The sequence below is a fragment of the Halomicrobium sp. HArcht3-1 genome (assembly GCF_058933345.1).
Window position 1 is genome coordinate 155,470 of the sequence record NZ_JBZYDM010000006.1, and the last position, 20,343, is coordinate 175,812.

Below are 20,343 nucleotides of genomic sequence, written 5' to 3' on the forward strand. Positions count from 1 at the left end.
TGGCGTCAAAAGGCGTGCCATGGACGAGCAACGACGTGCGTTTCTCGACGAACTGCTCGCGACTGCCACCCCCTCTGGGTACGAGACGGCGGGCCAGCGAGTGTGGATCGACTACGTCAGCGAGTTCGCGGACGAGGTGCGGACCGACGACTACGGCAATGCAGTGGCCGTCCTCGAAGGGAGTGGCGACACCGAAATCGCACTGGCGGGCCACGGTGACGAGATCGGATTTATCGTCCGGGACATCACCGACGACGGCTTCCTGCGGATCGAGCGCATCGGTGGTTCGGACAGCACCGTCTCGCGCGGTCAGCACGTGACCATCCACACCGCCGACGGGACCGTCGACGGCGTCGTGGGTCAGACGGCGATCCACCTTCGTGACCCGGACGGTGACGAGGTTCCCGACGTGAGCGAGCAACACGTCGACATCGGGGCAGAAGACGGCGACGAAGCAGCCGAACTGATCGACCGGGGCGACCCGATCACGTTCGACCAGCAGATCAGCGAACTCGCGAACGGCCTCCTCTCGGCGCGAGGGATGGACAACCGTATCGGCATCTGGGCCGCCGCCGAGGGGCTGCGACGGGCCGCAGAGCGAGGGACTGACGCGACCGTCTATGCGGTCTCGACCGTGCAGGAGGAGGTCGGCGTGCAGGGCGCGAAGATGGTCGGGTTCGACCTCGACCCGGACGCCGCCATCGCAGTCGACGTGACACACGCGACCGATCAGCCGGATTCGCCGGGCAAGAAATCCAGCGGCGTCGCGCTGGGTGACGGTCCGGTCGTCGCGCGTGGGAGCGCGAACCACCCCGTGCTGGTCGATGCCGTCCGCGAGACCGCCGGAGCGGAAGAGATCGACGTACAGCTACAGGCCACGGGCATCAGGACCGGCACCGACGCCGACGCCTTCTACACGACACGTGGGGGCATCCCGTCGCTCAATGTCGGCCTGCCGAATCGCTACATGCACACGCCGGTCGAAGTGATCGATCCGGTCGATCTGGACGCGCTGGCCGACCTGCTGGCCGGCTTCGCGGTGCGTGCGGACTCGTTCGCACCATTCCGCGTCGACCTGTAGTTTCACCAATCGACGAGGAGGCGTACGCAAGCGGTACGTTTAAGCAGCCGTCGCCAGCCCCTTGGGGTATGAGTGGACGACCGCTCGACGTGCTCGAAGCGTCACTGGGCGAAACCGTCACCGTACAGCTCAAAGGCGGCGAACTGTACGAGGGAGAGCTTTCTGGGTACGACCAGCACATGAACCTCGTCATCGAGGACGAAGACACAACGATTATACGCGGCGATAACGTCGTGTCGATTAGTCCATGACTGGCGCAGGAACCCCAAGCCAGGGCAAGAAGAACACGACGACACACACGAAGTGCCGTCGTTGCGGAGAAAAGTCCTATCATACCAAGAAGAAGGTCTGTTCGGCGTGTGGCTTCGGTAAATCGGCCAAACGTCGCGGCTACGAGTGGCAGAGCAAATCCGGCGAATAAACTGAACATGCACGAAAAGTGCGGCGTTGTAGGTATCGCACTCGAAGACCGTGACGCCGCCCGCCCGCTTTACTACTCTCTGTATGCCCTCCAGCACCGCGGCCAGGAGTCGGCCGGCATCGTCACACACGACGGCTTCCAGCAACACAGCCACGTCGAGATGGGGCTGGTCGGCGACGCCTTCGATCAGGACGATCTCGAATCGCTGAACGGACCGAACGGGATCGGCCACGTCCGCTACCCGACGGCCGGTAGCGTCGACTCCTGCTGTGCACAGCCGTTCTCGGTGTCGTTCAAGTCCGGTTCGCTCGGTCTCTCTCACAACGGCAACCTCGTCAACGCCGGCGAGATCCGCGACGAACTGGCGAACCTCGGCCACGCCTTCACCAGCGACGGCGACACCGAAGTGATCGCCCACGATCTGGCGCGGAATCTCCTCGAAGCCGACCTCGTCCGCGCAGTCAAGCGGACGATGTCGCGCATTCACGGCTCGTACGCACTGACGATCATGCACGACGAGACCGTGATGGGTGTGCGCGATCCCGAAGGGAATCGCCCGCTGTGTATCGGTAAGCTCGACGACGGGTACGTGCTGGCCTCCGAATCTGCGGCCATCGATACGCTGGATGGCGAACTCGTCCGCGACGTTCGACCGGGCGAACTCGTCGTCCTTCACGACGACGGCACCGGCTTCGACACCTATCAGCTCGTCGAGAAAGAGAACACGGCCCATTGCTTCTTCGAGCACGTGTACTTCGCGCGACCGGACTCGACGATCGACGACCATCTGGTCTACGAGGTCCGCCGCGACCTCGGGCGCAAACTCTGGGAGGAATCCGGCGTCCAGAGCGACGTGGTCCTCCCCGTGCCCGACTCCGGGCGGGCCTTTGCCTCGGGCTACGCCGAGGCCGCACAGGAGGACGGCGCGGACATCGAGTTCGCAGAGGGACTGATGAAAAACCGGTACGTCGGCCGGACGTTCATCATGCCGACGCAGGACGAGCGCGAGCGGGCGGTGCGGCTGAAACTGAACCCGATCAAGTCGACCATCGAGGGCAAGACCGTCACGATCATCGACGACTCGATCGTCCGCGGGACGACCTCGACGCAGTTGATCGAACTCCTGAAAGACGCCGGCGCGGAGGCAGTCCACGTCCGCATCGGCGCGCCCGCGATCATCTCGCCGTGTTACATGGGAATCGACATGGCGACACGCGAGGAACTGATCGCGGCCGACAAGTCGGTCGAAGAGATCCGCGACGAGATCGAATCGGACTCGCTGTCCTATCTCTCGGTCGACGCCATCGCCGAAACCTTAGAGAAGGGTCACGACGAACTCTGTCTCGGCTGTGTCACGGGGCAGTACCCCTACGACATCGAGGGCGAGGAGACCGACCGCGACGTGGATCGGCCGGCCATCGGCGACCAGACGCTCCAAGCCGACGACTGACGCCGTTTTCTCTTTTATTCGTCAGAACAGCCAGTACAGCATCGCGTAGACGACGATGCCGAGCGTAAAGGAGATGAGCCACAGTCCCGCGGCCGCCTTGCCGACGCGGGGGTGTGCCGTGTTCGGGAGTTCGGCGATGGAGTGGCTGTAGGCCAGCAGCAGGACGTAGTAGACGAGCGGGATACAGACGATCGCAAGCAGGATGTGGATCCCGAGGATCGGGAAGTAGACGTAGCTCTCGATCCACGTCGGCGCAGTCTCGGGGAATCCCGTCGGTCCCAGCAGGGAGACACGATAGAGGTACAGTGCGAGGAACGCCACGAACAGACCGAACGTCGTCACCATCAGACGCTGGTGGCGTCGAATATCGCCACGCTTGACCGCACGAATGCCGACGACGATGGTCGCGATTGCTGTGGCGCTGACGAGCGCGTTGATGTGGGGAATCGCCGCAAGCACGGCGTCAGGCGCGGCAGGGAGTGCAGTCAACGGCCCGACCCGAAGGACCGCCCCGAACACGAGCGCCAGCGAGACGATCGTCAACAGCGCCGTCACGACCCCGATCCGTTCCCGCACCAGTCGTTCCATAGGCGAGCAGTTAGAGCGAACGGACAAACGAATTGCGCTCTCGGAGCGCCAGTGCTTTGCCCCGGCCGCGAGGAGATGGCGGTATGCTCGACGTTGGCGAGGACGCACCCGGTTTCGAACTGCCAGATCAGCACGGTGAGACGGTCGCCCTCTCGGAGTACGACGGCCAGCGCGTGGTGCTGTACTTCTACCCGCGGGCCGACACGGAAGGGTGTACGATCGAAGCCGAGGGATTCCGCGACGAGTGGGATCGCTTCGAGGGTCGGGATATTGCGGTGTTGGGCGTCAGTGACGATCCCGTCGAGGACCTCGACGACTTCGCCGCGAAGTACGACCTGCCCTTTCACTTGCTGTCGGACGAGGACGGCCGCGTCGCCAGCGCGTACGACTCCTACGGCGAGAAGCAGATGTTCGGCAACACGTTCGATGGCGTCTTTCGCAACACGTACGTGATCGGCGCGGATGGGCGTATCGAGTCCGTCTACGAAGGCGTGTCGCCGGAGGACCACGCCGAGGAGATCCTCGACGACCTCGCGTGAGGTCTCGGGGACCCGCCGGTAGTCACCCCTCGTAGCGCATCGACGCCATCTCCGAAGCGGCGTCTTGCTTCTCGAAGCCACAGGACTCGTAGAACTCGACGAGGTCGTCCTCACAGGAGAGATAGAGTACGTCCACGTCGGCCAGATCCGGGTGATCGGTGATTTCGTCGAGGAGTCGCCGCCCGACCGATTCGTCACGTACGTCCTCGTGGACGACGACATCGTATATCTTCCCGTAGTAGACGAAGTCCGTCAGCACGCGCCCCGTCGCGACGAGGCGGTCGGTGCTGTCGACTAGCCCGACGAACACGTCGGAGTTCTCGACGGCTCGTTCGACCTCGTCACTCGAACGGCCGGCCCACCAGTCGTGGGTCCGGTAGCAGTCGACCAGATCGTCGACGTAGCCACGGTGGTCCGTGACGGCAGTGAGTTCCATATCTCAGGGTCTGGTGCTATCGGTTTGGCTGTTGTGCAAACCACTTTCCGACTGAATTGTCTCTTGTTGCCACGTCACAATAACACACTTTACTGGAATCCGACAATCACTACCTATGTCGGACCCCTTCGGTCGAGCGATCCGTGACCACCAGCGAAACGAGCGCGCGAACCCACTGCTCCTTCGGGACGGCGAGGAGACTGACGAGCATCCCATCGAGTCGTTCTACTTCGAGAACTTCGAGCCGACCGACCACGGCGAGTGGCTCGAATCGTGGCTGGACGGGCCGTTGCTCGACCTCGGCGCTGGCGCTGGGCGACACGCACTGTCCTTTCAGGACCAGTTCGAGACTGTCGCCATCGAGGTCAGCGATGCACTCGTCGAGACGATGCGCGAGCGTGGCGTCACAGACGCCCGCCGCGGGGACATGTTCACGCTCCGCGAGCAGTTCGAGCGCGACCGCTTTCAGTCGGCGCTCGCAATCGGCACCCAGCTCTGTCTCGCCGGCTCGATGGACGGTCTCCGGTCGTTTCTCGCCGACCTCGCCCACGTGACGACGCCGGATGCGACCGCCGTCGTCCACAGCTACGATCCGACCGTCGAATCCGTCGCGGACCTCGTCGGCTACCGGCCGGATCCGACGCCCGGACTGGCACACCGCGTGCTGACCTTCGAGTACGAGGGCGAAACGGGCGAGATTCTTCACTTTCGGCTGTTCAGTCCGGAGCGACTGCGAGAAGCGTCGGTGGCAACCCCCTGGACCGTCGCCGACGTGGTCCGTCCCAACTGGGGCGGGAGTTACCGTGCGGCCCTTCGAAAGGCGGGCCACGAGCCATGACAGTGACAGCGGTCGGCCGACGAAGCGAATCAGAGCGTCCCGGTCCAGCCACACTCGGTGCAGGCACAGAGACCCTGTCCGTTCGCCGTCGCCGCCGAACAGATCGGGCACGCGTTCGCCGGCCGGCCACCGTCGGCGATGGCCCGCTCGGCCGTCGGTGGCTCCGCAGGTGACACCGGAAGCTCCGGATGACAGTCGGGACAGAGCCACTCGATAGTGCGATGGGTCATCGATTCGCCGTGGCGACGATGTCGCCACACCTCGCGTACGTGGTTGCTACAGTTGTCACATTCTACCATGTTAGCAGTACACATGGGGAGGGGACTAAAACACGTTTCCCTAATGTCGAGCGTACGTGAGAATATTCCTTAAGGACGACTGTATTGTTTCGAGAAAACACCGTCTTCGGTTTCAAATTGCGGTTCGAAACCCCTGTTCGTTGGATTCTATGTGTTTTGCTTCAGACGGGGAGTGTTGTTGGTTCGGTGGACTGTTTGAATTGCGTGTTCAGTGCATGTGCGTATTGACCACTATTGCTTGACAGGGGACTCCCACATCAGGATTCCAATGGAGCTGATAATAAGTATGACACCGCCCACGGCGAGTGCGAACGACGGGGTGACAATGTCGGAGATGACACCGCTCCCGAGTTGGAACGGGACGACTGCGAGTCCACTGATCATGGCCATCGCGCTGAGAACAGTTGCTCGTCCCATTGTCTCGATATGGTCGTTGATGTACTGGCCGGCGAATGACCGTGTCACATCGGACAATCCTCGGATCAACAGGAACGTCGGAAGAGCGAGAATCGGAACGAAATACATTCCCACCAGTGCTCCGCCGACGACGAAGGGCAAGACGAGAAACCACGTTTGTAGTCCGAGACGAGTGCGTATCGCACCAGTGTAGTAACTTAGTCCCGCTCCGAAGAGGCTGTACGCCGCGTAGAACCACCCGAGCAGTGATTTTACTTGGCTCTCGGACACACCGAGATCGAGGACGACCGACTCGAAAATCGGCTGGAGGAACACGAACACAAGGTACGTTACTGACGCGTAGAGGACGTAGTAATAGAGGACGAATGCCCGGATGTCACGTCGTGAGAGGGCCTTTCTGACGATGGAAACCGTACGACGAAAGTGCAACTCCGAAGTGTCGGCTTGTTCGTAGGTCTCCGGTTCGTCGACCGTGAGGAGGACGAAAACACCGAGTGCCGTGACTGCCGCAGCGACGAACCACGGGTACGAAAGGTCGATACTCCCGAGATAGCCACCGACAATCGCCGCGCCTGCGCCGATCGCCAATGAGACGGATTCACCTCGGCCACGGACGTGTGCGAACTGATCTTCGGAGAGGTCATCCGTGAGCGTATCGTACAGCCAGGCATCTTCACTTCCCGACCGGAAGTTGTAGCCCATCGACCAACAGACGTACAAAAAAGCTAACGGCAAGAACGAATGTGACAGCCCGATGCCGAGAAGCGTGACTGAGATGAGCGTTGTGCCGATGAGCAGACTATTACGACGTCCGACACGGTCACCAATGTAACCGGTCGGGATCTCACCGACCAGCGTTGTCAGGTTGTAGATGGCCTCAAGAATAGCGATTTGCGTAAAATCGAGGCCTTGCGCGAGAAAGAAGAGATACATGACCGGCCGATAAAATTCGACAGCCTTTGTCGACTTGTAGAGATAATATTTCAGCACACTCGTCGGAGGGAGATTCTTCTGCGGCGTCCAGAACAACACAGTCATACTGAGCTTCGAGAAAGTAGAACTATTATTGTTGTGTTATGATAACTTCCGCAATCCGTAATACTATCGCCTCAAACGACAGGTCTCTTCTCTGTACTGACCGACGGGCATCCGGGCGACCGAGTGGTCCGTCAGGACCCGGTAGGTCGCCCGGTTCACCGGCCCGATCGAAGTGAGGGCCGGGCTTTTTCGCCCACGTTTTTGCGCGAGTGGTGCGCCTCCGGCGCACCCGCAGCGGAAAAAGGTGGTTCGGCTGTACTGATCACCGTGGGCATCCGCGGCGCTTCGCGCCGCGGTTCGCTCCGAGCGCCGCGAAGCGGCGACTCGGAGGTCGTTTTTAGCGTAGATTTTTGCAAGGAGTGGTTCGAGCGCGCCGAAGGCGCGACTCGAACCCGACGCAGTAAAAAGGTACTACTGGAAGGTTCGGGAGACGGTGTCGTCCCGATCCAGTCCGGCTTCCTTGTGTTCGATGCGTTCTTCCATCTCCTCGTAGCGCTCGCGCACCTCGTCGTCGACGCTGGCCCCGACCTCGTCGAGGGCCTGCTCGAAGTGGTCCATCGTCACGACGACGTTGCCCACGGAGTCACCGATCTCGTCGGGGTCGACGCTGTTGATGAACTCCCGGGTCGCGGCCATCGAGGCCTCGCGGGCGACGGCTTCGATGTCGGCACCGACGTAGCCTTCCGTCCGGCGGGCCAGCTGGTCGAGGTCGACGCCATCGGCCAGTGGCTTGTCGCGGGTGTGGACCGCGAAGATGGCGCGGCGTGCTTCCTCGTCGGGCACCGGCACGTGGACGTGTCGGTCGAGTCGACCGGGGCGGACCAGCGCCGAGTCGATGAGATCCGGGCGGTTGGTGGTCGCGATGACGACCACGTCTTCCATCGCCTCCAGCCCGTCGAGTTCCGTCAGGAGCTGGGACACGACGCGTTCGCCGACACCGGAGTCGGTGGACTGTGAGCCACGTTCGGCCGCGATGGAGTCGATCTCGTCGAAGAACACCACGGTCGGGGCGTTCTCGCGGGCCTTGCTGAACACTTCGCGGACGCCCTTCTCGGACTCGCCGACGAACTTGTTCAGCAGTTCGGGGCCTTTGATCGAGATGAAGTTCGACTCGGCCTGATTGGCGACGGCCTTGGCGAGCAGCGTCTTCCCGGTGCCCGGTGGCCCGTACAGCAGGACGCCTTTGGCGGCCTGTAAGTCCATCTGCTCGAACACGTCGGGGTATTCGAGGGGCCACTGGATCGTCTCGCGCAGACGCTCTTTGGTGTCGTCCAGCCCGCCGACGTCCTCCCACGAGATGTCGGGGACTTCGACGAACACCTCGCGCAGGGCGCTTGGTTCGATGCCTTTGAGCGCCTGTTTGAAGTCGTTCTTCTGGATCTCCAGCGATTCGAGTACCTCGGCGTCGATCTCGTCGGCTTCGAGGTCGATGTCCGGACGGATGCGCCGGAGCGCGTTCATCGCGCTCTCCTTGGTCAGTTGCGCGAGGTCGGCACCGACGAAGCCGTGAGTGTTCTCCGCGTAGGCTTCGAGATCGATGTCGTCGGCCAGCGGCATCCCGCGGGTGTGGACCTGCAGGATCTCCTTGCGGCCCTCCTTGTCCGGGACGCCGATCTCGATCTCGCGGTCGAAGCGACCACCACGCCGGAGCGCAGGGTCGATGGCGTCGACGCGGTTGGTCGCGCCGATGACGATCACGTCACCGCGCTCGTCCAGTCCGTCCATCAGGCTCAGCAACTGGGCGACGACACGTCGCTCTACGTCACCCTGCGTCTCGCCGCGCTTGGGGGCGATGGAGTCGATCTCGTCGATGAAGACGATCGCCGGGGCGTTCTCTTCTGCCTCTTCGAAGACCTCACGGAGTTGCTCCTCGCTCTCGCCGTAGTACTTCGACATGATCTCCGGGCCGCTGATCGTCGTGAAGTAGGCGTCGATCTCGTTGGCGACGGCCTTGGCCATCAGGGTCTTGCCGGTGCCCGGCGGCCCGTGGAGCAGGACGCCTTTCGGCGGTTCGATGCCAAGCTGCTGGAACAGCTCTGGGTGGCGCATCGGCAGTTCGATCATCTCGCGGACCTGTTCGAGTTCGCCGTCGAGACCGCCGATGTCTTCGTAGGTCACGTCGGGGGTCGCCTCGCCGCCCGCACTCTCGCCGGGGGCCGCCCCGGTGATCTGTTCGGCGGGTTTCTCGCTGACCTCGATGTCGGTCTGGTCGGTCACCACGACCGTCCCCGAGGGGTCGGTCTCGGCGATCCGCAGCGGGATCTTCTGGCCGCTCATGCTCGACAGCGGCCCGAGACCGAAGCTCACGGGGACCGTCTGGCCCTGCGTGACCGCCTGTCCGCTGAGGTTGTTGCGGATCATCGGGCCGACGTTGCCCCGGACCCGGAGGTTCTGGGGCAGGGCCACGGTGACCTGCTTTGCGACGGACACGTCGGCCTTCTCGACGATGACGCGGTCGTCGATCCCAACGTTGGCCTCCTGTCGAAGCTGGCCGTCGATCCGAACGACGTTCTTGCCGCTGTCTTCCGGGTAGCCCGGCCAGACACGCGCGACGGCCCGAGAACCGTCCCCCTCGATAACGATGTAATCACCGTTTTCGAGGTCCATCTCTTCCATGGCCGATCGGTCGACCGCTGCGAGTCCGCGACCGGCGTCTTTCTGCTTGAGTGGTTTGACAGAGAGTTTCATTCCTGGGGCACCTCGCTGGTCATTTCGATAGTGAGAACCCCGTTTCGGATAAACGCTCGTGCGTCCCCGGCGGGCACCTCGATGTCGTACTGTTCGTCGTCGACGACGACGATGGCCGTGCCATCGACGATATCGACCGAAGCGTCACCGGCGACGCCCAGATCCGCCGCCAGAACGACGGCGTCGTCGTACTCGAAGCGGGACATCGGTGCGTCGCCGAAGAGCTGCTGTTCACTCGTCATGCTAACTATGAGTTAGTGAGACAACTATATAAACTTTTCCCTGAAAAACACCATAGGGCGTTCCGATTAGCAATTAGTGGTACAATTGCGGTTCACATCTCGTGCGGGCGTAGTACTATACGAATGGTTCCCGTCTGGACAGTCATGGACACCGTGGCCCACGATGGGAGAGCGACGGCCTCCCTGCTCGTCGAGGATGGAGATGGTCCGACGCCACTCTACGTCCACGGCAGTGGCGGGACCCACCGACTGTGGAGCGCACAGTACGGCCCAGACCGCCCGTCGCGGTCGGCAGTGGTGCTCGATCTGAGCGGCCACGGCGAGAGCGACGACGTGGCGACGGCGGCCGGCCCGGCGACGCTCGACGCGTACGTCGCCGACGTGGCAGCGGTCGCCGACGAGACGGGAGCCGACGTGCTGGTCGGGAACTCGCTGGGCGGTGCCGTCGTCCTGCAGGGCGTTCTCGACGGAAAGCTGACGCCCGACGCGCTCGTCCTGACCGGGACCGGTGCGAAGCTATCGGTCCACGAAGCCTTGCGTGAACAGCTAGCGACGGATTTCGAGGCTGCCGTCGACCGGCTCCACGAACCCGACATGCTGTTTCACGACCCGCCTGCTCGCGTGCGCGAGCAGTCCATCGAGACGATGCGTGCCGTCGGCCAATCGGTGACGTGCCGCGATTTCGAGACGTGCCATCGGTTCGACGTCCGTGACCGACTCGACGAGATCACCGTTCCCACCCTCGCCGTCTGTGGCGAACACGACCGCCTGACGCCGCCAGCGTTCCACGAATTCCTCGCCGAGGAGATTCGCGACGCGCGTACCGAGGTAATCTCCGACGCGGCGCATCTGGCGATGGTCGAACGTCCAGCGGCGTTCAACACGGCCCTCGGGCAGTTTCTGGACGATCGATTCGAGCGGTAAGGAGGGGCATAGCGACGGGACGGGTGCCATTGCACCGTCCTTCGACGGCTGGGCTGTCATCGATCCGTGCGGCCGCACGACGGGTATAAGTCGTCGTTATCGACAGCAATGTCGGTACAAGGAGCGACTGTTTATTCTGACAGGAACCGTAGGACAGCGGACATGTCTTCCGGTCGTCCGGTCGGCACGGCCGCGCGAGTCGCCCTCGTCTGTCTCGTCGTCGGTGTGCCACTGATCGGGGCCGTCGGCCCCGCACTCGCGGCTGAAGGCGTCGTCGTCGGCCGGCCACAGATCGAACTCTACGCACCGGACAATCGCGTCGTCGGCGGTGAAGAAACGTCTTTAGAGGTGTTTCTCTCCAACGCCGGCCAGATCACGCGGCCGGGACCCGCACAGTACGAGCAGCGGGTCACGACGGCACGCAACGTCCGCTTCGAGGTACTGACCGAGGAGCTACCGGACGGACTCGCCGGCAACGTCGACGTACTGACCGGGACAGTCCCCGTCGGATCGGTCCCACAGGGCACGGCCGGCCCGTTTCCGCTCAGACTGGAGTTCGACGAGGGCGTCGAACCGGGCACCTACGAGATTCCTGTCGAACTCTCGTATGACTACACCCGGTTCGTCGAGTACAGCGACCTCCGTGAGCCGGTGTACGTGGACACGCAACGTCGGGAGACCCGCCGGCTCACCGTCGTCGTCAGGGACCAGCCACGGTTCGAAGTGAGCAGTTCCGGCCCGGTCGTCACGGCTGGCGACACCACGGTTCGGTCGTTCACGATCACCAATGTAGGGGGTGATGTCGCGAGCAACGCCACCCTCACGCTGGCGGCCGGCGACAGCCCGCTGTCCTTCTCGGGACCCGGAGACGGTCGTTCGGCACAGGTCGCACTCGACCGTCTCGAACCCGGCGCGTCCAGTTCGGTCTCGGTTCGCCTCGGCGCACCGGCGACGATTCCACCGGGTGCGTACCCGCTCACGGCATCGGTCGACTACCAGACGGCCGGTGGCATCTCGGCACAGTCCCGACCGGTGTCGGTGTCGGTTCCGGTCGGCAGCGAGCAGGAATTCGCCATGACGAACGTGACCGACACGCTACAGGTCGGCCAGCGTGGCACGATCAGCGGGACCGTCGTCAACACCGGCGGGCAGACGGTCTCGAACGCGGTGGTCCTGTTCCCGCGAAACGCGACCAGTCTGCGCCCACGGGCGTCGGAGTATGCCGTCGGCACCCTCGGACCGGGCGCGAACGCCTCGTTCGAGTTCACCGTCGACGCGACCAACGAGTCGGGTGCCGGGCCGCGAGTCCTGCCCTTCACCGTTCGGTACCGCAATCCCGACGACGAGATTCGCACCAGCAGTGCGGTCGACGCACCGATCACGCTCGACACCGAACAGACCTTCGCGGTCCGGTCAGTCGGGAGTGACTTTCAGGTCGGCGCGAGCGGGACGCTGGTCGGGCAGGTCGTCAACACGGGCACTCGAACCGTCACCGATGCCGTCGTCGTCTTCGAGAGCGACGGTACCGTCCAGCCCCGAGAGACGCGCTACCCCGTCGGGACGCTCGACCCCGGCGACGAATCACAGTTCCAGTTCCCGGCGGACGTGTCCTCGGCCGTCGACGCCGGCCCGCAGTTCGTCACCTTCCGGGTCCGGTATCGCGGTGGCGACGACCAGATCCGCCAGAGCGACCCCATCGACGCGACCGTACAGATCGGGCCGGAACAGTCGTTCTCGATCCGTAACGTGACGGGCACACTGCAGGCGGGCGAGTCCGGGACGATCGACGCCACCGTCGTCAACACCGGGAACCAGACCGTCACCGACGCCGTCGTGGTGTTCGCGACCAACGCGACGGCGATCCAGCCACGGACCCGCGAGGTCGCCGTCGGGACGCTCGAACCCGGCGAGTCCGCGCCCCTCTCCGTGACCGCGGACGTGCCCCGAACGGCCGATACGGGGTCGCGACCGCTCGTCTTCAGAGTCAACTACCGTGATGCCGACGACGAAGTTCGGACTAGCGATCCGCTCAGCGCCCGGGTCGACATCGAACGCGAACAGTCCTTTGCCATCGACGACGTGGCGTCGACGCTGCGGGCCGGCGAACGCGGTCGAGTCGACCTGACGCTGCGCAACACCGGGAACCGAACCGTCGACGACGTGCGACTCCTGTACACCGGCGAGGGACTGGTGCCACTGGCGCCCGAGTCGGCCGCCGGCACGCTCGCTCCCGGCGAGTCGGCGCGGGTGTCGTACAGTTTCGACATCCCCAGAGAAGCCGATCCGGGCCGCCGTTCGCTCCCGTTCGTCGTCCAGTATCAGGGCCGCGACGACGAGACGCGGACCAGCGGGCCGCTGTCAGTCCAGACGGCCGTGGCCGCCGAACAGACGTTCGCACTCCAGAACACGACGAGTACGCTCCGGGTCGACGACACCGGACTGGTCGGGGGAACGATCGTCAACACGGGCGATATCGTCGCCGAGAGCGTCGTCGTCGCGGTCCAAGAGACGGGGACGACACTGATTCCCCGCGAACGGGAGTTCGCGGTCGGACAACTCGAACCCGGCGACCGGGCACCGTTCGAGTTCCGTTTCGACGTGACCGCCGACGCAGAACCGGGCCGGCGCCTGTTGACGGTGCAGGTCCGATACCGCGGACAGGACCAGCAGGTGCAGGTGACCGACGACATCGACGCCCCGATCGCGATCGGGCCACAGCGTGACGAGTTCGCCCTCACGGGCGTGAACACGACCGTCCCCGCTGGCAACACCGAGATCGTGACGCTCCACGTGCGCAACCGCGAGAACGAGACGCTCCGAGACGTTCGGGCGCGCCTGTTCGTCGACGACCCGCTGGCGAGTGACAACAGCGAAGCCTTCATTCCGGAACTCGGCCCGAACGAGACGGCCACGCTTCGGTTCGCGGTCTCGGCCGACGCCGGTGCCGTTCGCAAGCAGTACCCCCTGCTCGTCGACTTCACCTACGAGGACGAGCGCGGCGAGAGCGTCCTCTCTGATACGTACTTCGTGGCCGCGGACGTGGTCGAACCGCCCGCCCGTGAGTTCCCGGTCCCGATCTTGCCCGTCACGGTCGGCGTCGCCGTGCTCGTACTGGTCGCACTCCTCTACGTCAAGCGGGCGGCGATCCTCGGTGCGTTCGGGCAGTGACGCCGGATACTTTCAGACGCAACGACAACGTTCCGTATCAGGACCGTGCCGGCGTCGGCGACCGTGCGTCTCCCCCCACGGCACCGGCCCAGCGCGCCCGGACGACGAGCACGGACGGCAGGACCAGCAACGACGTGAGGAACGCATAGAGGACGCTCAGCGCGGCCAGCACACCGAACTGTCCGATCGCCGGGAACGTCGCCAGCACGAGGACGCCGATGCCAAAGACCGTCGTTAGCATGGAGCCAGCCAGTGCCCCACCGGTCCCGGTCACCGTCGTCGTGAGTGCGTCGTCGAGGGCCGCACCGCCACGGCGCTCGTCGGCGAACCGGTGGACGAAGTGAACGCCGTAGTCGACCCCAAGCCCGATGGTGAGCGCGAGCACCGTCGCGGTAAAGGCGTTCAGCGCGATGTCGATGGCTCGCATCGACGCACCGACCAGCGCGACGGTCGTCAGGATCGGGAGCAGGACCGTCAGCCCCAGCGTCGCCCGGCCGAACAGCAGCCTGAAGACCACTGCGAGGGCAAGCCCGGTCCCGACCAGCGCGACCGCGAGACTCGACAGCGCCGACGCGAAGATGAGGTCGGCGACGGCTTGAAACACGACGATGTCGCCTGTCGCCGTCGCCGTGTACGGCATCCGGTCCGCCAGCGTTCTGGCGTTCGCCGTCACGTCGGTCGGATCGGCGTCGGCCTCGACCGCGTAGACGATCCGTGCGCTGCGCCCGTTCTCGCTCAGGTACGAGCGGGCCGTCTCGCCCGCCGGCGAGGCCAGCAGTGCGTCGTACACCTGCCCGAGGTTCCGGTCGGGGATCCCGTCGCCATCGCGGTCGTTCCGCCGGACCAGTTCACGGAAGTCGGGATCGGCCGCTGCGTAGGCCTGGATGACGGTCACGATCGACTGGCTCCGGGCGGTGCCGTCCGGTCCCGTGACGACGGTCCCGGGTGGATCGGTGCCGACCCGCTGGAGCGATTCGAGCGTTCCGTCCGCTGTCAACGGCCCTCTAACGTAGATCGTGACGGTGTCCTCCTCGCCGGTCTCGAAGCGGTCTTCGAGGAAATCCAGCGTTCGCGTGACGGTGTACTCGCCCGGCCGGAACGGTTCGGGGAGAGCGTCGAGGTACGACGGCGTCTCGGCGGGGGGCAGGAAGTCCTCCTGTGAGAACTCCGTGTCGACACCGGTGGCGTAGCCGGTCGCTCCAGCGGTCACGACAGCTACGAGCAAGAGAAAGACCAGCGGTGCGCGCCGAGCCACGACGACGCCGACAGAGAGCATTCGCCCCACACGGGATCGATCGGACCCGATCGGTCTGGCCGTCGCCTCGGGCAGCCACGTCCGGGCGCGATACTCGTCGGCGAGTACCTTCGCAGCGGGGACGAACACGCCGAACACGAGCGCCGTGAACACGATTCCGACGGCTGCGACCAGTCCGAACCGCCGGATCGGGAGGAGACCACTGGAGAGGTTCGAGGCGAATCCGATCGCCGAGGTGATCGTGACGACGCCAAAGGCCACGGTCAACTGTCGGACCGTCACCGCCATCCCGGGCCTGATCGCCGCTCCCTCGACCCGCTCTTCGCGGTAACGGTTGATCGCGTGGATGCCGTAGTCGATACCGACCGCGAGCACCAGCGGCGGCACGGCGACGAGGATCTGGTCGAACGGCTGCCCGATCAGTCCCAACAGCCCGAACGTCCAGACGGTCGTCATCCCAAGCCCGACCAGTCCGACCAGCAGGTCCCCCAGATCACGGTACGCGAGGATCAGGAAGGTGACGATCAACACGACCGACGCCGGGACGACCACGAGCAGCGTATCGCCGATCACCGCGCCGAACTCGCCTTCGATGATCCCGCCGCCGAAGACAGTCACGTCGGGTGCGAGGGTGTCGGCGACGAGCGCTGTGCGGCGCTGGATCGGCCCGAGCGGTTCGACGCCCTCTGGCGCGGCCGGGACGGCGTGCGAGACGACTGCGATCGTCGCGGAGGCGCTGGCCGCCTCCCGATTGAAATCGGTGCTGAGCAGCGCCGAGAATCCGGGATCGGCCCCGGCCCGGCGGACGGCGTCGTCGATCTCACTCGGCGGCGCTCGACGGACGACACGGACCCGTTCGGCCGGCGTCGTCGCCCCCGGATCGAGTTCGAGTGCGACCCGCTCGGCGACGCTCCGGGTGTCCGTGACGCGGAGGTCCTGCCGCTCGCGGATCTCACGCTGCAACACGAGCATCCGAACCAGTGCGTCCCGTTCGAGTATGTTCTCGCCGCGCTGGATGAACTGTGTCGTCCCGTCGGCCGGCGTGAACGGCGGCGCGAACTCCCGTTCGACGGCCTCTAGCGCGATCTGTTCGGGGAGTTCCTCCGAGAACGCTTCCGTGCCGGTTTCGGTCGTCACGTTCGCCAGACCCACCGCGAACGGGATCGTCAGCAGGAGGAAGGTCAGGACGACGACGCGCGGTCGCCCAACCACGAGCGCGACGACCTGTTCGACACCGCGAGCGGACTTGCCGTCAGTCTCGCTGTCGTTCTCCGAGGCTGGCGTCGAGCGGTTCGGTGCCACGGAGTGGAGAACGGCCGCCAGTCCAAGAACGGACGACACCGTTCAGTGGAGTAAGGTTCGCTTGCACGGGATAACGACCGCCGAATCGGGCGACGGCTCCGCATACTGCCGGCTGTACGTCTGTGAAGAATTTCGCGACCCCGGGGTCGCGAACATCTTGAAACAGTTACAGCCGGCAGTATCAGTACAGATCGTCCAGTTCGTCTTCGACGTAACTGTGTTCCTCACCCGGGAATTCGCCGGACTCGACGGCGTCGACGTAGCTCTCGACGGCCGAGTTCATCTCCTCGCGGACGTTGCCAAAGCGCTTCGAGAACGGTGCGACGCGCTCGGAGAGTCCGATCACCTCGTCGATGGTCAGGACCTGCCCGTCACACTCCGGGCCGGCACCGATACCGATGGTCGGGATGTCGATGGCGTCGGTGACGGCGGCCCCGAGGTTCGCCGGGATGTGTTCGAGGACGAGCGAGAAGGCACCGGCCTCCTCGTGGGCGCGTGCGAGGTCGATGATCTCCTCGGCCGACTCCGCGTCGGTCCCCTGCCGGAACAGACCGGTCTCGTTCTCGCTCTGTGGGGTCAGCCCCAGATGGGCCTGCACGGGAATGCCCAGTTGCGCGAGCCGTCGGGTCAGATCGACGGTGTGGGGACCGGATTCGAGTTTCACGCCGTCGGCACCGGCCTCCTTGACCATCCGGCCACACGCTCGGATCGACTCGGCCTCGTCGACGCCATACGAGAGGAAGGGCATGTCCGCGACCACGAACGCCTCTTCGGTCGCTCTGGCGACTGCGGCAGTGTGGCTGGCGATCTCGTCGACGGTGACCGGCAGCGTCGAGTCGTGGCCGAAACGGAGGTTCCCGATCGAGTCCCCGACCAGCGCGATGTCGACGCCGGCCTCGTCGACGACTGTCGCATCGGCCGCATCGTAGGCCGTCAGCATCGTCACCGGCTTCTCGCCGGCCTTCGCGCGAATGTCTTTGGCCCGCATACCCGTGGATGGGCCTCGCCCGCTGATAAACACTGTCATAGACTGACTGGTGACGATCCGCAACTGATTAGCACGAGAACACCCGAGTCGCAGGTATGCCACACGTCGAGGAGACCGATCCCGACGGCGTCGACTTCGGGTGGGTGATGCAGACGACGTTCGTCACGACCATCCTCCTCGGCGCGCCCGTCGTCGCCATGCTCTCGCTGTTCGTCGAACTGACGACGTGGCTCGGCTGGGCCGAGTTCGCAATCAGGGTCGGTGCTGTGGTCTGGTTCCTCACTGCGGCCGGCGTCTACACCTACGCTCGCTACCGGGACGACGAGTGACGATCACGGACCCACTGGAAGTCCATCGACGCCCGTTCGGCGGCCGTCCGGTCGCTCTCTGAATCGCCGACGAACAGCGCCGCCGACGGCTCGACGCCGAAATCGTCGAGGATCGCTCTGAGCGGCGCGGGATCGGGTTTGTACGTCGCAAGCGAGTCACGGCCGACGACGGACTCGACGTGCGCGTCGATCTCGTGGGTCGCAAGCGCGATCCGGCAGGCGCTCTCACAGTTGAGCGAGCAGACGCCGACCGGTACGTCGAGGGGCAGTTCGTCGGCCAGTCCGAGCCGACTGGACTGGCGTGCGCCCGCTCGCTCGTGGTCGGCGATGGCGCTCTCGACGAGATCGCGATGGCCCGTCTCGTCGGACAGTTCGAGCATGTCCCACAGCGACCGGCCGTCGGTGTCCACGCCCCGCTCACGCAACGCCGCGTCAACGTCACTGGCAACGGCGTCCCAGTCGACAGCGAGACGGACGAGAGTTCCGTCCAGATCGTAGACGACGGCGTCGTAGTCGTTGGTCACGACCGGACGAAGGCGGCCGATCGAAAAGAGCCTTCGGGCGACTCACTCGCCCAGCAGTGCCCGGGCGATGACGTTCTTCTGGATCTGACTCGTCCCCTCGTAGATGGTCGTCACCTTCGCGTCGCGGTAGAACCGCTCGACGTCGAAATCGGTGGTGTAGCCGTAGCCACCGTGTAACTGGACGGCCTGCTCGGTCACGTCGACCGCGCCCTCTGTGGCGAAATACTTCGCGACGCTGGCGGTGGCCCGCGCGTTCTCGCCGCGATCCATCGCTCGCGCGGCGGCGTGGGTCAGTTCTCTACCGGCCCGGATCGTCGTCTCCATCTCCGCGAGCGTGTGGCGGACGCTCTGGATGTCGCTGATCGGGCCGTCGAACTGCTCGCGCTCGGTGACGTACGCGACTGTCTCGTCTATGGCGGCCTGCGAGAGACCGACGGCCTGTGCTGCGATACCGATCCGTCCACCATTGAGGATCGACAGCGCGGCGGCGAGGCCCTGCCCCTCCTCTGTGAGGCGATTCGACGCGGGGATCCTGACGCCGTCGAAGGAAAGCGTCGTCGTATCGCTCGCGCGCAGTCCCAGTTTCTCCTCTTTCTCCCCGACAGTCAGCCCGTCGGCGTCTTTCGGAACGAGGAACTGCGTCACCGAGTCTGGATCGTCGCGGTCGGTCTTGGCGAAGACGATCACCACGCCGGAGCGTTTCCCGTTCGTGATCCACGCTTTCTCGCCGTCGATGACGTACTCGTCGCCCTCGCGGCGTGCGACGGTGCTCATCTGGCGCGGGTTCGAGCCGGCCTGTGGCTCCGACAGTGCGAACGCGCCGACCGGGCGGCCGTCGACCATCTCGGGCAGCCACGCCTCTTGGAGCGTCTCGTCGCCGAACTCGGCGATGCACGAGGTCGCGAGACAGTGGACCGAAAGCGCCGTCGCGACCGACAGCGACCCGTAGGCGACGGCTTCGTTGACGACGGCGTAGGTCGATCGGTCGACGGCCAGCCCCCCGTAGGATTCGGGCACGGTCAGCCCGGTCACGTCGATGTCGGCGAGCGTGTCCCACGCGTCCTCCGGAAACCGTCCCTCGCGGTCGCACTCGCTGGCCGTCGGTCGTATCTCTTCGACGGCGACCTCGCGAACGGCGTCGCGGATCGCACGCTGTTCGGACGACAGATCCATACACCCCATTGGAGCGGGGTGACAAAAGGTGCCACGGCGCGGCGGCGCTACTCGGAGAGTTCGATGTCGAGGTAGTCTTCGAGCGCGACGATCACCGAACCGCCGACGCCTGCCTGCGTCGCACGCCCTTGCTCGACGGCGAGGATTTCGGACTCCTCGACATCGAGTTCCTCGGCCAGTTCCTGTGTCTGGAGACCAGCGTCCTGGCGCGCCTCGGTGACTGTCTGGCCGTATTCGGAGACGAGATACGGGAGCTGATCGTCGTCGTAGTTCGCACCATCCTCCCAGTGGCCGCTGTCCCCTTGCTGGGCGTCGTGGAGTCGGGCAGCGTTCTGGGCCGCGCGCTTCTTCCGGTTGACGTCCTGATCGTCGCGAGAACCGCTCGAACTGCCGGTGTCCCCACCCTCGCCGTGTTGGGCACAGTCAGAACACACCTGCAACGTCGCCCCTGCGACTGTCGCGGTCTCCAGATCGTCACCCGACGCGCCACAGAGTTCACAGCTCTCGCCGGCGCTTCCACTACCACTGCCGGTCGAGTATTTTGCCATGCGGGCCGTAGCGGTCCGAACGTATTTGAAACGTCCGCTTTGTCGCGAGTGTGAGAGGTTCGCGCGGAGCATCGCAAACGAAAGTGCTTTTACCC

Annotated in this window: 20 protein-coding genes; 9 read left to right on the forward strand and 11 right to left on the reverse strand. The window is 64.7% G+C overall.

All coding sequences use genetic code 11. The features are described from left to right. Nucleotides 1–19: 19 nt before the first annotated feature. The 4 genes from AC5FRW_RS12030 to purF all read left to right on the forward strand — a co-directional run bounded on the left by AC5FRW_RS12030 (nt 20) and on the right by purF (nt 2,952). On the forward strand, nt 20–1,081 hold the full coding sequence (locus AC5FRW_RS12030; RefSeq protein ID WP_493568704.1) for a zinc-binding metallopeptidase family protein: 1,062 nt from the start codon (nt 20–22) through the stop codon (nt 1,079–1,081). 68 nt (nt 1,082–1,149) lie between these two features. After that, nucleotides 1,150–1,332, forward strand: a complete 183-nt coding sequence (locus tag AC5FRW_RS12035) for an LSM domain-containing protein (protein WP_493568705.1) — start codon at nt 1,150–1,152, stop codon at nt 1,330–1,332. Continuing rightward, complete coding sequence (locus AC5FRW_RS12040; RefSeq protein ID WP_493568706.1) at nt 1,329–1,502, forward strand: 50S ribosomal protein L37e; 174 nt, start codon at nt 1,329–1,331, stop codon at nt 1,500–1,502. The genes AC5FRW_RS12035 and AC5FRW_RS12040 overlap by 4 nt, the downstream gene beginning before the upstream one ends. Before the next feature lie 7 nt (nt 1,503–1,509). Further along, nucleotides 1,510–2,952, forward strand: a complete 1,443-nt coding sequence (purF, locus tag AC5FRW_RS12045) for an amidophosphoribosyltransferase (protein ID WP_493568707.1) — start codon at nt 1,510–1,512, stop codon at nt 2,950–2,952. Nucleotides 2,953–2,973: 21 nt separating this feature from the next. Here purF and AC5FRW_RS12050 read toward each other — a convergent pair whose 3' ends face one another. Continuing rightward, nucleotides 2,974–3,540 (reverse strand): DUF420 domain-containing protein, encoded by a 567-nt coding sequence (locus AC5FRW_RS12050; protein ID WP_493568708.1) that lies wholly within the window; start codon nt 3,538–3,540, stop codon nt 2,974–2,976. Between the two features lie 83 nt (nt 3,541–3,623). Between AC5FRW_RS12050 and bcp the strand changes: the two genes are divergently transcribed. Next, the gene (bcp, locus tag AC5FRW_RS12055; protein ID WP_493568709.1) at nt 3,624–4,079 is read left to right on the forward strand and encodes a thioredoxin-dependent thiol peroxidase; all 456 of its coding nucleotides are present in this window, start codon (nt 3,624–3,626) and stop codon (nt 4,077–4,079) included. Nucleotides 4,080–4,101: 22 nt separating this feature from the next. On the opposite strand, the gene AC5FRW_RS12060 is transcribed toward bcp, so the two are convergent. Next, the gene (locus AC5FRW_RS12060; RefSeq protein ID WP_493568710.1) at nt 4,102–4,515 is read right to left on the reverse strand and encodes a GNAT family N-acetyltransferase; all 414 of its coding nucleotides are present in this window, start codon (nt 4,513–4,515) and stop codon (nt 4,102–4,104) included. Nucleotides 4,516–4,630: 115 nt separating this feature from the next. Here AC5FRW_RS12060 and AC5FRW_RS12065 point away from each other — a divergent pair, with 115 nt between their 5' ends. Then, on the forward strand, nt 4,631–5,353 hold the full coding sequence (locus AC5FRW_RS12065) for a class I SAM-dependent methyltransferase (RefSeq protein WP_493568711.1): 723 nt from the start codon (nt 4,631–4,633) through the stop codon (nt 5,351–5,353). Nucleotides 5,354–5,382: 29 nt separating this feature from the next. On the opposite strand, the gene AC5FRW_RS12070 is transcribed toward AC5FRW_RS12065, so the two are convergent. The 4 genes from AC5FRW_RS12070 to AC5FRW_RS12085 form a co-directional block, all read right to left on the reverse strand. Beyond that, nucleotides 5,383–5,652 carry a hypothetical protein gene (locus tag AC5FRW_RS12070; RefSeq protein WP_493568712.1) on the reverse strand — a complete coding sequence of 90 codons (270 nt, stop codon included), beginning with the start codon at nt 5,650–5,652 and terminating at the stop codon, nt 5,383–5,385. Between the two features lie 231 nt (nt 5,653–5,883). Further along, a complete protein-coding gene (locus AC5FRW_RS12075; RefSeq protein WP_493568832.1) occupies nt 5,884–7,002 on the reverse strand; it encodes an MFS transporter in 1,119 nt (372 codons plus the stop codon). A gap of 516 nt (nt 7,003–7,518) precedes the next feature. After that, nucleotides 7,519–9,795: a CDC48 family AAA ATPase gene (locus AC5FRW_RS12080; protein WP_493568713.1), complete on the reverse strand. Its 2,277-nt coding sequence runs from the start codon at nt 9,793–9,795 to the stop codon at nt 7,519–7,521. Continuing rightward, nucleotides 9,792–10,037, reverse strand: coding sequence for a DUF7127 family protein (locus tag AC5FRW_RS12085; protein ID WP_493568714.1), 246 nt, complete (start codon nt 10,035–10,037; stop codon nt 9,792–9,794). Before AC5FRW_RS12085 ends, AC5FRW_RS12080 begins: the two co-directional genes overlap by 4 nt. Before the next feature lie 144 nt (nt 10,038–10,181). On the opposite strand from AC5FRW_RS12085, the gene AC5FRW_RS12090 reads away from it, so the two are divergent. Beyond that, the gene (locus AC5FRW_RS12090) at nt 10,182–10,961 is read left to right on the forward strand and encodes an alpha/beta fold hydrolase (protein ID WP_493568715.1); all 780 of its coding nucleotides are present in this window, start codon (nt 10,182–10,184) and stop codon (nt 10,959–10,961) included. A 162-nt stretch (nt 10,962–11,123) separates the two neighbouring features. Continuing rightward, complete coding sequence (locus AC5FRW_RS12095) at nt 11,124–14,129, forward strand: COG1361 S-layer family protein (RefSeq protein ID WP_493568716.1); 3,006 nt, start codon at nt 11,124–11,126, stop codon at nt 14,127–14,129. Between the two features lie 37 nt (nt 14,130–14,166). Here AC5FRW_RS12095 and AC5FRW_RS12100 read toward each other — a convergent pair whose 3' ends face one another. Together AC5FRW_RS12100 and panB are read right to left on the reverse strand one after the other, a co-directional pair. Further along, nucleotides 14,167–16,725, reverse strand: coding sequence for an efflux RND transporter permease subunit (locus AC5FRW_RS12100; protein WP_493568717.1), 2,559 nt, complete (start codon nt 16,723–16,725; stop codon nt 14,167–14,169). A 142-nt stretch (nt 16,726–16,867) separates the two neighbouring features. Beyond that, on the reverse strand, nt 16,868–17,674 hold the full coding sequence (gene panB, locus AC5FRW_RS12105; protein WP_493568718.1) for a 3-methyl-2-oxobutanoate hydroxymethyltransferase: 807 nt from the start codon (nt 17,672–17,674) through the stop codon (nt 16,868–16,870). A gap of 95 nt (nt 17,675–17,769) precedes the next feature. Here panB and AC5FRW_RS12110 point away from each other — a divergent pair, with 95 nt between their 5' ends. Further along, nucleotides 17,770–18,003 carry a DUF5822 domain-containing protein gene (locus AC5FRW_RS12110; protein WP_493568719.1) on the forward strand — a complete coding sequence of 78 codons (234 nt, stop codon included), beginning with the start codon at nt 17,770–17,772 and terminating at the stop codon, nt 18,001–18,003. Here AC5FRW_RS12110 and AC5FRW_RS12115 read toward each other — a convergent pair. The 3 genes from AC5FRW_RS12115 to AC5FRW_RS12125 are packed head-to-tail and all read right to left on the reverse strand — an operon-like array spanning nt 17,985 to nt 20,248. Next, nucleotides 17,985–18,527 (reverse strand): HAD family hydrolase, encoded by a 543-nt coding sequence (locus AC5FRW_RS12115; protein ID WP_493568720.1) that lies wholly within the window; start codon nt 18,525–18,527, stop codon nt 17,985–17,987. The genes AC5FRW_RS12110 and AC5FRW_RS12115 overlap by 19 nt on opposite strands. Before the next feature lie 42 nt (nt 18,528–18,569). Continuing rightward, entirely contained in the window at nt 18,570–19,700 is a 1,131-nt protein-coding gene (locus AC5FRW_RS12120) for an acyl-CoA dehydrogenase family protein (RefSeq protein WP_493568721.1), read from the reverse strand. 47 nt (nt 19,701–19,747) lie between these two features. Continuing rightward, nucleotides 19,748–20,248, reverse strand: a complete 501-nt coding sequence (locus AC5FRW_RS12125) for a helix-turn-helix domain-containing protein (protein ID WP_493568722.1) — start codon at nt 20,246–20,248, stop codon at nt 19,748–19,750. Nucleotides 20,249–20,343: the final 95 nt, after the last annotated feature.

Coding starts and splice junctions, on each gene's coding strand:
- AC5FRW_RS12030 (WP_493568704.1), top strand. CDS start 20: ATGGACGAGCAACGACGTGCGTTTCTCGACGAACTGCTCGCGACTGCC.
- AC5FRW_RS12035 (WP_493568705.1), top strand. CDS start 1,150: ATGAGTGGACGACCGCTCGACGTGCTCGAAGCGTCACTGGGCGAAACC.
- AC5FRW_RS12040 (WP_493568706.1), top strand. CDS start 1,329: ATGACTGGCGCAGGAACCCCAAGCCAGGGCAAGAAGAACACGACGACA.
- purF (WP_493568707.1), top strand. CDS start 1,510: ATGCACGAAAAGTGCGGCGTTGTAGGTATCGCACTCGAAGACCGTGAC.
- AC5FRW_RS12050 (WP_493568708.1), bottom strand. CDS start 3,540: ATGGAACGACTGGTGCGGGAACGGATCGGGGTCGTGACGGCGCTGTTG.
- bcp (WP_493568709.1), top strand. CDS start 3,624: ATGCTCGACGTTGGCGAGGACGCACCCGGTTTCGAACTGCCAGATCAG.
- AC5FRW_RS12060 (WP_493568710.1), bottom strand. CDS start 4,515: ATGGAACTCACTGCCGTCACGGACCACCGTGGCTACGTCGACGATCTG.
- AC5FRW_RS12065 (WP_493568711.1), top strand. CDS start 4,631: ATGTCGGACCCCTTCGGTCGAGCGATCCGTGACCACCAGCGAAACGAG.
- AC5FRW_RS12070 (WP_493568712.1), bottom strand. CDS start 5,652: ATGGTAGAATGTGACAACTGTAGCAACCACGTACGCGAGGTGTGGCGA.
- AC5FRW_RS12075 (WP_493568832.1), bottom strand. CDS start 7,002: ATGTATCTCTTCTTTCTCGCGCAAGGCCTCGATTTTACGCAAATCGCT.
- AC5FRW_RS12080 (WP_493568713.1), bottom strand. CDS start 9,795: ATGAAACTCTCTGTCAAACCACTCAAGCAGAAAGACGCCGGTCGCGGA.
- AC5FRW_RS12085 (WP_493568714.1), bottom strand. CDS start 10,037: ATGACGAGTGAACAGCAGCTCTTCGGCGACGCACCGATGTCCCGCTTC.
- AC5FRW_RS12090 (WP_493568715.1), top strand. CDS start 10,182: ATGGACACCGTGGCCCACGATGGGAGAGCGACGGCCTCCCTGCTCGTC.
- AC5FRW_RS12095 (WP_493568716.1), top strand. CDS start 11,124: ATGTCTTCCGGTCGTCCGGTCGGCACGGCCGCGCGAGTCGCCCTCGTC.
- panB (WP_493568718.1), bottom strand. CDS start 17,674: ATGCGGGCCAAAGACATTCGCGCGAAGGCCGGCGAGAAGCCGGTGACG.
- AC5FRW_RS12110 (WP_493568719.1), top strand. CDS start 17,770: ATGCCACACGTCGAGGAGACCGATCCCGACGGCGTCGACTTCGGGTGG.
- AC5FRW_RS12120 (WP_493568721.1), bottom strand. CDS start 19,700: ATGGATCTGTCGTCCGAACAGCGTGCGATCCGCGACGCCGTTCGCGAG.
- AC5FRW_RS12125 (WP_493568722.1), bottom strand. CDS start 20,248: ATGGCAAAATACTCGACCGGCAGTGGTAGTGGAAGCGCCGGCGAGAGC.